The following is an 11,816-nucleotide window of genomic DNA, read 5'->3' as shown; positions in this document are numbered from 1 at the left end:
GAGCGATACTCATGTTCGATGCACATAATCACTATCAAATGGTCATTAATGGCAAGCTCATTGCCACAGAAAAAAGCTTACCAGTGTATAACCCAGCAACCAAAGCAATCATTGCACAGGTGCCAGACTGTCCAAAAGAGTGCCTTGATACGGCGGTATACAGCGCTAAAATCGCCTTCAAAACTTGGTCAAAAACCAGTTTTGATCAGCGTAAGGCTGTACTTACTAAGCTTGCCGACGCATTAGAAGACAATGCCGAAGACTTCATGGCTCTATTAACTCGTGAACAAGGTAAACCTCGCTCCGGTACAGAATGGGAAGTATTTGGCTCGGTTGCTTGGTTACGTGCCATTGCCGAACAAAAACTGGAAGACGAAGTCGTTGATGAAAATGACGAACGCTCTGTTATCACTCGCTACACGCCACTGGGTGTGGTCGGCGCAATCGTGCCTTGGAACTTCCCTATTTTGCTATCGGTATGGAAAATCGCGCCCGCATTAATGGCTGGCTGCACTGTAGTCGTCAAACCCTCGCCCTATACGCCATTGTGTAATCTTAAATTTGCCGAAATGGCAAAAGACATTGTGCCACCAGGTGTGCTCAATTGTGTCAGTGGTGGCAATGAACAAGGTCAATGGCTAACAGAGCACCAAGACATCGCTAAGATTGCTTTTACCGGCTCAACGGCTACAGGTCGTAAGGTAATGAGTGCCTGCTCTGAAACCGTGAAACGGGTCACATTAGAACTGGGTGGCAATGATCCGGCCATCGTTCTGCCAGATGTCGATCCGAAAGAAGTTGCTCCAAAACTTTTCTGGGCTGCTTTTCAAAATAATGCACAATTTTGTAACGCCACCAAACGACTCTACATTCATGATGCTGTCTACGACCAAGTACGAGACGCCTTGGTGGATTATATTAACCATGAAGTCATTGTTGGCGATGGTGCCAAGGCCGATACCACACTCGGTCCGATTCAAAACAGCATGCAGTTTGAAAAGGTTAAAATGTACTTTCAAGACTGCATAGATCAAGGCCAAAAATTTGCAGTAGGCGGAGACATTGACGATAACGCCGACGGCTGGTTTGTGCCTGTGACACTGGTTGATAATCCATCAGACGATTCTCGTATTGTCACCGAAGAGCCGTTCGGTCCTATTCTGCCATTACTTCGCTGGTCCAATGAAGAAGACGTTATTGCCCGTGCTAATGACACGATTTATGGCCTAGGTGCCAGTATTTGGGGTAATGACGCCGCCGCAACCCAACGCATCGCGGAGCAAATCGAAGCCGGAACCGTATGGATTAATGAAGTGCATCAATACTCTCCGGTACAAGCTTTCGGGGGCCATAAACAATCCGGTCTTGGCTGTGAAAACTCGCTGCATGGCTTGATGGAATACACTAACTGGCAAACCATTACTCGTAATAAACAGGCTTAATACACGGTTTTTAAGAGGATCAAATAACTTATGAAGAGCACTGTTTGATCCTGTTCACCCATCTTATGGTCGTTAAAGGTTTACAACACATACTTAGTATTTGATTACTTAGTATTAAATAATTTTTAGGAAACATTTATGAGTTATATCAAAAAAAAAATCCCCAACAGCATTTTGATCTTTGGCGCGGGAAATCATATTGGCAAACCGATGGCCAAATTTATTGAGAAGAACGCGCCTCAAATTAAACTGCGCTTGGTTTCCAGCCGAGAAGAAGGCATTGAACCACTGCGTCAAGAATTCCCTAACGCTGAAATCGTACAAGCAAACTACCTCGACTTGCCTTCCATGGAGGCTGCCGTGGATGGCATGGAAGGGATTTATATGTCAGTCCCCAATCACCTGCCTTTCTTACCCGTTACAAACAACTTTGTCGCAGCGGTTAAAAAGAGCGGCACAGCCATTCACATTGTCCGTCAGGTGGCCATGGTACCAGGTTACAACTACCGCCTAATGCCAGAAGCGATGAAGAAAATGATGGGCGACGAATACCCTGATTTGGTCACCAAACGAATTTACGAAGAAAATGATTTACCGACGACCTTTTTGAACTTTGGTGCCAGTTTTATGGATAACTTTACCACTCGTGCAGGTAGAGCCATTAAAGAAGACAAGCTGTTGATTTGGCCACCAAGAAAAGTCCCTTACATAGATGCCAACGAGATCGCGGAAGTGGCGGCACAACTATTGCTGTCCGATAACCAAGGTCACATTGGTCAATTGCACACGTTAAACAATGGCCAAGACAACCTACGTGGTCACGAAGTCGCTGACATCATGTCAGACGTTCTAGGCACCAACATCGACTATGTCGGAAACAAAGAAGAGTTTGTTAAAGAATACACTCGTATCTTTGGCCCAGCCGCGCCGATGATTTGGGGATTTTTTGAGTTTGAAGCCACTTATGAAGAAGGTTGGGTACTGAGTGATTTTGTTGAAAGAATGATTGGCCGTAAGCCCAAATCACTCCGCACTTGGCTTGCAGAAAATCGTGATGCGTTAATGAGCTAACCTTTACAATTTAACACACTGACCTTGCCCCCAAAGCAAGGTTGGTTGATGAATTGATCATTCGATAAAGCTGAATGATCAATTCGATTTAAAGGGTTTTTCTGCAAAACCAAGGGTGCTCTATATTGATTGACATTGTTCTGAACAATAAAAATAAAACTTACTCGGTAGGAAGAACACGTGAAAAAAATCCCTATTTTCCTCTTAAAGATCGGCTTAATTTTTTCAGCTGTTATCTCTGTCAAGGCATCGACCAATATGTTTGATCAATCTGCGATTAAATCGATTTCAAATTAGACAAGCTAGTCGACTGTTAAGTTGTTTTTTCTGCCTAACCCTATCTATCTAAAATGAGAACCTATCAAGATGAAACTTGCGACATTCAATAATAATACTGCAGACGGTCAATTGGTCGTTATCTCCAACGATGGTGCACGTTTCGCGCCAGCAGGCACTAGTATGCAAGCCGCATTAGAAAATTGGGCGAGCTTTGAAGCATCATTAGAAGCCATTTCAACCGCACTGAATAACGGCACACTTGCAGGGCAAACCGTTCAAACCACAGAACTCTGTGCCCCACTCCCTCGTGCATGGCAATGGCTGGATGGCTCAGTATATAAAAGCCATGCCGACCTGATGGGCGCCGTTACGGGGATGGAAGTCAAAACACTCGAAGGCCGGCCATTAATGTACCAAGGATTGTCCGATACCTTTCTCAGTGCGACAGCGGATGTGCCGATGGCCAGCGAAGCCGATGGCATCGATTTTGAAGGCGAATTTGGCATCATTGTCGATGAGGTTCCAATGGGGGTTACCCCAGAACAAGCACGTCAACATATCAAATTAATCGTGCAAATAAACGACTGGTCATTACGGGCGTATTCCGGCCCTGAAATAAGCACAGGCTTTGGTTGGATTCACGCAAAGCCACCTTGTTCAGTAGCCCCCTTTGCCGTGACGCCTGAAGAACTTGGCGAGCACTGGGAAAATTGCCAAGTGCAACTTCGTCTTAATGTCGAGTGGAATGGCAAAAAATTTGGTCACGCGCACGGCGGTCACATGCAATACGGCTTTGATGAGCTGGTTGCCCACGCCGCTAGAACGCGCAGTTTGGTTGCTGGCACCGTCATTGGATCAGGAACCGTTTCCAATGACGAGTACCGAGAGGTGGGGTCATCATGCATTGCTGAACGCCGTGGCATTGAACTGCTTGATCAGGGCGAAGCAAAAACCGGCTTTATGCATTATGGCGATACGGTTCGCATGGAAGCAAGAACACCAGCCGACCAAGTTGTGTTTGGTGCCATTGAGCAAAAAGTGACGCAGCCTGGGAGCTAACGATGACAGTCTATAAACCCTTTCAACGTGTTGTCACCGGACATGATAAAAGCGGTCATGCCATTATCCGTTCAAATGAGAATATTGTTCCAACAGAAATGCCCGGTGCAGATGGCGCTGGCTTTGCGACAATTTGGTCCGCCCCTGAGCTCCCCGTGGATAACAACGATGAAACGGATGGCCGTGACCGCAACGCTGGCATTACGCTCCCTGGGGGCTCTGTGATACGCATGGTTGATACACCTCCAGGCTCGGAATCCCCTATGCACCGCACCAACTCCATTGATTACGGCATCGTGTTAGAAGGCGAAATCGAGCTTGAACTCGATAAAGGCGTCAAAACCATAGTCTCAACCGGAGGCGTTATTGTGCAGCGCGGAACCATACACGCATGGCGAAACGTCAGCGACACGCTGTGCCGTATTGTCTTTGTATTAACTGAAGCCAAGCCCTATTTGGTCAATGGCGTACCACTGGACGACCTTAAACCTGAGGATATGGACGGCTTTCATTGATGTAACTGAGTTTATATGGCGCCATTCGCTTAAACACCGATTCCTGTGAGTTCGATCACTTACGAATGCGGTATTCATATTATAAAAACGTTTTAAAGCACTGGAGAATACAGATGACAGTTTTAGTAACAGGCGCGGGCGGCTTCATTGGCTCCGGCGTTGTAGAAGCACTGTTAAAGGCTGGCAAGTCTGTCGTGGCGACAGATCGTGAATTAACGGCACTAACACAACATCAAGCCTTAACCCTTAAACAAGGTGACCTAGCCGATGCCAGTTTCCGTGCGTCACTATTTGATCAAACCATAGAATCAGTGGTTCACCTTGCAACCATTCCAGGCGGTGGCGCAGAAAGTGCTCCCGAGTTATCTTTCAAAATTAATGTAGAAGCGACCGTTGACCTTATTCAATTAGCCGGCGCAAGCACAGAAAAGTGTCGTTTCGTCTATGCCTCGGCCATTGCGGTATTCGGTGATGCCATTCCGCCTGAAGGTGTGAACGATGACACGCCGTTACAACCTAAACTGCATTATGCCATGCATAAGATGATGTCTGAGGTTGCGCTGGGAACCTTTACCCGTCGTGGCACAATTGATGGTGTCGGTGTTCGCTTACCCGGTATCGTGGCTCGACCACAAGGCGCTGAAGGGTTTAAATCAGCGTTTATGAACGATATTTTTCATGTCATGCTCGCTGGTAAAACGATGACGATGCCCGTCTCTAAAACGGCACAAGTTTGGTTAATGTCCCGCACTCAAACAGTCAGCAATCTCGTTCACGCGCTCGGTTTAGACAGTCAAACCATGCCAGAAGACAGAGTCGTCACCCTACCAGCTATTCACGTCGTAATGGGCGACCTTATTAATGCTCTTTCAAAGACGACAAGCACCTCAGTAGATAATATTCGTCACGACTCTGACCCTCAGTTAGAAGCCGCTTTTGGCGCTTACCCTCCCCTTACAACCTTGAATGCTGAAAAAGCCGGTTTTGTACATGATGGTAGCGTAGAACAGCTGATCAGCAACACATTAGCCGACATTCAGTCACGTTAATCAATGACGATAAGGCATATTTATGGCAATTTTAAATACCAAAGTGAATACGCGTAGTACCGAATTCACAGAAAATCAGGCCGCTATGCACACTCAAGTGGATGATCTTAAATGTAAAATAGCGGAGGTCAGTCAAGGCGGGGGGGATAAGTATCGCCAACGCCATGTTTCACAAGGCAAGTTGTTAGCCAGAGATCGAATTAATGCGTTGCTGGATAAGGGATCGCCATTTTTAGAGTTGTCTCAGTTAGCCGCCTATCAAGTGTATGATAGCCCCGTACCTTGTGCCGGGGTGGTAGCTGGCATTGGTATGGTTTCAGGCCAAGAATGCATGATTGTCGCTAATGACGCCACCGTAAAAGGCGGCAGCTACTTCCCGCTGACCGTTAAGAAGCATATTCGCGCACAAACCATTGCCGAAGAAAACAATCTACCCTGCATTTATATGGTGGATTCCGGCGGTGCAAATTTACCCAATCAAGACAACGTCTTCCCCGACCGAGAACACTTTGGTCGTATTTTTTTCAATCAAGCCAATATGTCCGCACAGGGGATCCCCCAAATTGCCGCTGTGATGGGGTCTTGTACTGCTGGTGGAGCCTATGTACCAGCAATGGCGGATGAATCCATTATCGTCAAACAACAAGGGACCATTTTTTTGGCGGGACCACCCTTGGTCAAAGCCGCGACGGGGGAAGTGGTCAGTGCTGAAGAACTCGGAGGCGCTGATACCCACTGTCGCACGTCCGGTGTCGCCGATCATTATGCTCAAAATGACCACCACGCGATTTCATTGATCCGTCAATCTGTATCTCGACTTAATCGAGTTAAGCCTAGCCAACTTGATACACAAGCCTCCCGTGAACCTTTGTATGACAGCCAAGAGATTTACGGCATAGTACCGAAAGATAAACGACAGCCATTTGATGTTCGCGAGATCATTGCTCGTATCGTCGATGCTTCAGAATTTGATGAGTTCAAAGCACTTTATGGCACCACCCTAGTCTGTGGTTTTGCTCGACTTTATGGTTACCCCATCGGCATAGTGGCCAACAATGGCATTATGTTTGGCGAGTCCGCTGAAAAAGGTGCGCACTTTATCGAGCTCTGTACTCAGCGAAAAATCCCGCTCATTTTCTTACAAAATGTCACCGGTTTCATGGTGGGTAAACAATATGAAGCGGGTGGTATCGCCAAACATGGCGCAAAAATGGTCAATGCCGTGGCGTGCGCAAAAGTGCCCAAACTGACGGTGTTAATCGGCAGCTCATACGGTGCAGGTAATTATGGTATGTGTGGCCGCAGTTACGATCCACGTTTCCTGTTTATGTGGCCAAATGCGCGCATCTCAGTCATGGGCGGTGAACAAGCCGCTGGCGTACTGGCGCAAGTTAAACAAGCGCAATATGAACGTGAGGGCAAGCGTTGGACAGACACCGAAGAAGCGGACTTTAAACAACCCATCTTAGACATGTATGAGCATCAAGGGCACCCATATTATGCCTCAGCAAGACTTTGGGATGATGGCGTTATTGACCCGGCAGACACCCGAAAAGTACTCGGTTTAAGCCTTTCTGCTGCATTGAATAAGCCTATTGAAGAAACGCGATTTGGTGTCTTCAGAATGTAACGAATGCTAATTATTGCGGATTCACTTGTTATACCTTGCGAGGTCTATTTCGTAATCCGTTGAATAAGTGAGTAAAACCATTAAAGAGAACACTTATGTCTGACTCAATTGTCCTTTATAGCCTGAATAAGTCGGGTGTCGCAACGGTGTGTTTAAACCGAGCGGAAAAGCATAACGCCTTTGATGACAAGGTCATTGTCGATTTGGAAATGGCGTTCCAACGTGCTGCTGACGACCCTAAGGTGAAGTTGGTGATATTGGCCGCAGAAGGAAAAAGCTTTTCCGCTGGCGCTGACCTGAATTGGATGAAGCGCATGGCGCAATATGATTATCAAGACAACCTTCGTGATGCTCAAGGCTTAGCAAGTATGTTGAAAACACTCAACTTTCTTGAAAAACCCACCATTGCCCGTGTTCAAGGCGCGGCCTTTGGTGGCGCGGTGGGTTTGGTATCCTGCTGTGATTTTGCGATTGCCAGTGAACAGGCTTCTTTTAGCCTCAGTGAAGTAAAACTCGGCTTAATTCCCGCCACCATCAGCCCTTATGTCATTGCCGCCATCGGTCAACGAGCCGCACGCCGTTACTTTCTGACTGGCGAGCGCTTTTCGGCCAAAGAAGCTGAACAGTTAGGACTGGTAACAAAAATAGCAAGTCACGATGAACTGGATTCAACCCTAGATCAGTTAGTTAATCAGCTACTTAACAACAGCCCTCAAGCACTCAAACAGGCCAAGCAATTGGTTTTTGATGTGGCCGACAAAAACATTGATGACGCTTTAATACAAGACACTTCTGAGCGCATTGCTGCCATACGTGTGTCGGATGAAGGACAAGAAGGATTAAGCGCCTTTTTCGACCAGCGCCCTGCCGCGTGGATAGGAGAATAACCAAGATGTTTGACAAAATACTCATTGCTAATCGAGGCGAAATCGCCTGCCGAGTGATAAAAACCGCTCGAAAAATGGGCATTCGTACTGTTGCTGTGTATTCTGATGCTGACCGTCACGCCCTCCATGTTGAGATGGCAGATGAAGCCGTACACATAGGTCATGCCCCTTCTCGCGAATCGTACCTCGTCATAGAAAAAGTCATTGCAGCGGCAAAACAAACCGGAGCTCAAGCCATTCATCCGGGTTATGGTTTCTTAAGTGAAAATGCCGATTTTTGTCGAGCTTGCCAAGACAACAACCTAGTCTTTATCGGCCCGCCTGTTGGTGCGATCGAAGCCATGGGGTCAAAATCGGCTGCCAAAGACATCATGGGAAAAGCCGATGTACCATTAGTACCGGGTTATCATGGCGCGGATCAAGACCCAGAGTTACTTAGAGCAAGTTCGGAACAAATGGGCTACCCCGTACTGCTAAAAGCCGCCGCCGGAGGTGGTGGTAAAGGCATGCGCCAAGTTTGGCAAGCCGAGGATTTTGATGAAGCTTTAGCGGCCGCTAAACGCGAGGCGATGAATGGTTTTGGTGACGACACCATGTTAGTGGAGAAATACTTGACCGAGCCTCGTCATGTGGAAATTCAAGTTTTTTGTGATCAACACCACAATGCCGTTTATTTATTTGAGCGCGATTGCTCATTACAGCGCCGTCACCAGAAAGTTATTGAAGAAGCTCCTGCTCCCGGCATGTCAGATTCTTTACGCCAACAAATGGGTGAAGCCGCAGTCAGAGCAGCCCAAGCGATTGATTATCAAGGCGCTGGTACAGTGGAATTCTTGCTTGATCATGATGGCCGCTTTTACTTTATGGAGATGAATACTCGCTTACAAGTGGAGCACCCTGTTACCGAAATGATTACGGGGCAAGATTTAGTAGAATGGCAACTGCGTGTCGCCGCGGGACAAACATTACCCTGCCGACAAGAGCAATTAACGATTCATGGGCATGCATTTGAAGCTCGGGTATACGCTGAAGACCCCGATAAGGATTTCTTACCCGTTACCGGTCAACTGCATTTGCTACGCCCCCCAGCCAGTAACGATAATGTTCGAGTGGATACCGGCGTTCGACAAGGCGATGAGGTCAGCGTTTACTATGACCCCATGATTGCCAAACTCATCGTTTGGGATGAAGACAGAGAAACGGCGTTACAACGCTTACGCCAGTCCCTACGTGACTACCAAATTGCAGGCATGAAAACCAACCTACCTTTTCTCTACAAGTTGGCCAGTGTCGATGCGTTTGCCCATGCTGATCTGGACACGCGATTCATCGAGCGCCATGAGCAGGAGATCTTCAAGCCCGATGAACATGACCAGACAAAGCATTTACTACTCGCCACATTATTTATGCTCCTGAAAGAAAGTCAGTACCATTCTGGCGACGCTCATTCTTCTGTCGATAACCGTTCACCTTGGTTGGAAACACATGACTGGCGCATGAATTTAGTTCATTGCCAACACATCACGCTATTGATCGATGACGAGCCTCATCATCTCAAAGTCCAAGCCACCACGCGAGATACACTTGATGGCTACAGGATTCAATATGACGGACAAGACTATTTTGTCGCTGGGGAACGGTTTGAACACGAGCTTATCGCTCACATTGAAGGACACCGACAAACAGCAACCGTGTCGCTCCAGGATAACAAAGGGATGCTATTTACTCAGCAAGGAAGGCTTGAATTCACCTTGCCGGAAGTCGATTTAGGCATGGAGGATGCCAGCCAGCCACAAGGCGCGCTAGCGGCACCCATGAACGGCACAGTGGTTGAACTGGCCGTCAAAGCCGGTGAGAAGGTTAGCAAAGACAGCCTATTACTCGTCATGGAAGCAATGAAAATGGAGCACAGTATTCGTGCGCCAGCCGACGGTTACGTAGAAGAATTCTATTTCACCGCTGGTGATTTGGTCGACGGTGGTGCGCAACTTATGTCCTTTAATACGGAGGCAGAGACCGCCCTATGAGCTTACCTAAAAGGGTCAAAATCGTTGAAGTCGGCCCAAGAGATGGTTTGCAAAATGAGTCGCAGATCATCTCAACTGAAACCAAGATTGCACTGGTTAAAAAGCTCGCTGAAAGTGGTTTAGGCTATATTGAAACAGGCAGCTTTGTTAACCCTAAGTGGATTCCCCAGATGGCCGACAGCGAACAAGTATTTAGCGGCATAGAACGGCTGCCCGATATTACCTATGCGGCCTTAACGCCCAATCTAAAAGGCTTCCAACGGGCAATGGACGTAAAGGCTTCTGAGGTAGCTATTTTTGCCGCTGCTTCAGAAGCTTTTTCTCAAAAAAACATTAATTGCTCGATAGCCGAAAGTTTACAGCGGTTTGAACCACTGATCGCCGCCGCCAACGAGCAAAAAGTAGCGGTGCGCGGTTATGTGTCCTGTGTTTTAGGCTGCCCCTATGAAGGCGATATTGCCCCCAGTAAGGTCGCAGACGTGACAGAACAATTACTCGCAATGGGCTGCTACGAAGTCTCCCTTGGCGACACCATAGGCGTGGGCACTCCAGCTGCCGTTGAACGCTTGTTGGATGAAGTTTTAATCAATACCCCAACAGACAAGCTGGCGATGCATATGCACGATACTTATGGGCAAGCGTTGGCCAATATCTATGCCGCCCTATTGCGTGGTATCTCCGTGGTCGATGCGTCCGTGGCTGGATTAGGCGGCTGTCCCTACGCCAAAGGTGCGTCTGGGAACGTGGCGACAGAAGACCTTCTCTATCTACTCAATGGTTTAGGTATTGAGCATAAGGTGAATCTAGGAAAACTGATCGAAGCGGGTCAATTTATCAGCTCTGCTCTTGGGCGGAACAATGCGTCTAAAGTAGCTCACGCCCTTTCTCAGCAATAACGATGCTTATAAGACTGACATAGCATCCTTTAGGATCCCATGTTTTGTGCCGCCTCTTGAAAGATATTTCGTAGCCAAATAAGCCCTTCGTCTTTGTGGCGATACTGGTGCCACTGGGCACATTGTTTTAAGACTGGAATATCAAATGGCAGAGGGTGAATTTTTATCGGCCATGCTTGGGCCATCTTATGCGCTAACCTAGCGTGGATCGTAGCAATATTGTCAGTGCCAATGACTAAAGCGGGCAAGGAGGCAAAACTGAAGGTAGTCGCCGCAATACGACGCTCTATATTGTGTTGGTTCGCAAAAGACAGTTCAAAAAAGCCTTTTTTCATACCACCTAGGCGCATCACTACATGACCTGCCTCAGCATATTTTTGCTTAGTCAATTCGCCTTTTGCCAGCTCACTATGCTGCCATACAACACAAGCAAACTCTTCTTCATACAAAACATCGTTGGGATGCTCCTTCGAAACAAAATCGGAAGGAATGATTAATAAGTCTGCTTCACCGCGTTCTAATTGCTCATGAGGGGAGTCGATTTGCGCTAAAAACTCAAAACGTGCTGTGCATTTGTGCTGCCCTACCACCTCAAGTAAGTAGGGAATAAAAACGGTTTGCGTATAGTCGGAACAAAAGATGCTAAAAATTCTATCTGTGTTCTGTGGCTCAAACGTAGGCTGAATCAGAATCGTGCTTTCTATGTTGTTCAAGGCATTGCGTACATGCACTTTTAAGTTCTCACCAAACGGTGTAATCAGCATTTTTCGACCCACTTGTGCCAGCAAGTCATCATTAAAATACTCTCTCAACCTAGATAAAGAATTGCTCAGTGCCGAGGGACTCATATTCAGTTTCTCTGCCCCTTTGGTAATGCTTTGCTCCGTCAGCAAGGTGTCTAATGCCACCAGCAAATTCAAATCAAGCTTTTTAAAACGCATGGGGATCTACCCTTCTTTAT

At 47.2% G+C, this 11,816-nt stretch carries 10 protein-coding genes; 9 read left to right on the top strand and 1 reads right to left on the bottom strand.

Annotation, left to right across the window (positions count from 1 at the left end):
• The first annotated feature begins 11 nt into the window (after nucleotides 1-11).
• The 9 genes from JKP82_RS07730 (at nucleotide 12) to JKP82_RS07690 (ending at nucleotide 10,855) form a co-directional block, all read left to right on the top strand.
• A complete protein-coding gene (locus tag JKP82_RS07730; protein ID WP_159530221.1) occupies nucleotides 12-1,442 on the top strand; it encodes an aldehyde dehydrogenase family protein in 1,431 nt (476 codons plus the stop codon).
• Nucleotides 1,443-1,580: 138 nt separating this feature from the next.
• The gene (locus tag JKP82_RS07725; RefSeq protein WP_159530220.1) at nucleotides 1,581-2,513 is read left to right on the top strand and encodes an NmrA family NAD(P)-binding protein; all 933 of its coding nucleotides are present in this window, start codon (nucleotides 1,581-1,583) and stop codon (nucleotides 2,511-2,513) included.
• A 366-nt stretch (nucleotides 2,514-2,879) separates the two neighbouring features.
• Nucleotides 2,880-3,851: a fumarylacetoacetate hydrolase family protein gene (locus JKP82_RS07720; protein ID WP_159530219.1), complete on the top strand. Its 972-nt coding sequence runs from the start codon at nucleotides 2,880-2,882 to the stop codon at nucleotides 3,849-3,851.
• Between the two features lie 2 nt (nucleotides 3,852-3,853).
• Nucleotides 3,854-4,366, top strand: coding sequence for a cupin domain-containing protein (locus JKP82_RS07715; protein ID WP_218396517.1), 513 nt, complete (start codon nucleotides 3,854-3,856; stop codon nucleotides 4,364-4,366).
• Between the two features lie 113 nt (nucleotides 4,367-4,479).
• Nucleotides 4,480-5,415 (top strand): NAD-dependent epimerase/dehydratase family protein, encoded by a 936-nt coding sequence (locus JKP82_RS07710; protein ID WP_218396515.1) that lies wholly within the window; start codon nucleotides 4,480-4,482, stop codon nucleotides 5,413-5,415.
• Between the two features lie 22 nt (nucleotides 5,416-5,437).
• Nucleotides 5,438-7,045, top strand: a complete 1,608-nt coding sequence (locus JKP82_RS07705; RefSeq protein WP_218396513.1) for a carboxyl transferase domain-containing protein — start codon at nucleotides 5,438-5,440, stop codon at nucleotides 7,043-7,045.
• Between the two features lie 95 nt (nucleotides 7,046-7,140).
• Nucleotides 7,141-7,932, top strand: coding sequence for an enoyl-CoA hydratase/isomerase family protein (locus tag JKP82_RS07700; protein ID WP_218396511.1), 792 nt, complete (start codon nucleotides 7,141-7,143; stop codon nucleotides 7,930-7,932).
• Between the two features lie 5 nt (nucleotides 7,933-7,937).
• On the top strand, nucleotides 7,938-9,959 hold the full coding sequence (locus tag JKP82_RS07695) for an acetyl-CoA carboxylase biotin carboxylase subunit (RefSeq protein WP_218396509.1): 2,022 nt from the start codon (nucleotides 7,938-7,940) through the stop codon (nucleotides 9,957-9,959).
• Complete coding sequence (locus JKP82_RS07690) at nucleotides 9,956-10,855, top strand: hydroxymethylglutaryl-CoA lyase (RefSeq protein ID WP_218396507.1); 900 nt, start codon at nucleotides 9,956-9,958, stop codon at nucleotides 10,853-10,855. Before JKP82_RS07695 ends, JKP82_RS07690 begins: the two co-directional genes overlap by 4 nt.
• A 29-nt stretch (nucleotides 10,856-10,884) precedes the next feature.
• Here JKP82_RS07690 and JKP82_RS07685 read toward each other — a convergent pair whose 3' ends face one another.
• Nucleotides 10,885-11,796 carry a LysR family transcriptional regulator gene (locus JKP82_RS07685; protein ID WP_159530212.1) on the bottom strand — a complete coding sequence of 304 codons (912 nt, stop codon included), beginning with the start codon at nucleotides 11,794-11,796 and terminating at the stop codon, nucleotides 10,885-10,887.
• Nucleotides 11,797-11,816: the final 20 nt, after the last annotated feature.

The organism is Alteromonas lipotrueae (assembly GCF_019249215.1).
Taxonomy (GTDB): domain Bacteria; phylum Pseudomonadota; class Gammaproteobacteria; order Enterobacterales; family Alteromonadaceae; genus Alteromonas; species Alteromonas lipotrueae.
Note: the sequence above shows the minus strand (reverse complement) of the source record. Positions and strands in the feature narration are given on the sequence as shown.

What these genes read in the sequence shown, in the direction of transcription:
- JKP82_RS07715 (WP_218396517.1), top strand. Translation starts at nt 3,854, where the DNA reads ATGACAGTCTATAAACCCTTTCAACGTGTTGTCACCGGACATGATAAA.
- JKP82_RS07700 (WP_218396511.1), top strand. Translation starts at nt 7,141, where the DNA reads ATGTCTGACTCAATTGTCCTTTATAGCCTGAATAAGTCGGGTGTCGCA.
- JKP82_RS07705 (WP_218396513.1), top strand. Translation starts at nt 5,438, where the DNA reads ATGGCAATTTTAAATACCAAAGTGAATACGCGTAGTACCGAATTCACA.
- JKP82_RS07695 (WP_218396509.1), top strand. Translation starts at nt 7,938, where the DNA reads ATGTTTGACAAAATACTCATTGCTAATCGAGGCGAAATCGCCTGCCGA.
- JKP82_RS07730 (WP_159530221.1), top strand. Translation starts at nt 12, where the DNA reads ATGTTCGATGCACATAATCACTATCAAATGGTCATTAATGGCAAGCTC.
- JKP82_RS07720 (WP_159530219.1), top strand. Translation starts at nt 2,880, where the DNA reads ATGAAACTTGCGACATTCAATAATAATACTGCAGACGGTCAATTGGTC.
- JKP82_RS07690 (WP_218396507.1), top strand. Translation starts at nt 9,956, where the DNA reads ATGAGCTTACCTAAAAGGGTCAAAATCGTTGAAGTCGGCCCAAGAGAT.
- JKP82_RS07725 (WP_159530220.1), top strand. Translation starts at nt 1,581, where the DNA reads ATGAGTTATATCAAAAAAAAAATCCCCAACAGCATTTTGATCTTTGGC.
- JKP82_RS07710 (WP_218396515.1), top strand. Translation starts at nt 4,480, where the DNA reads ATGACAGTTTTAGTAACAGGCGCGGGCGGCTTCATTGGCTCCGGCGTT.
- JKP82_RS07685 (WP_159530212.1), bottom strand. Translation starts at nt 11,796, where the DNA reads ATGCGTTTTAAAAAGCTTGATTTGAATTTGCTGGTGGCATTAGACACC.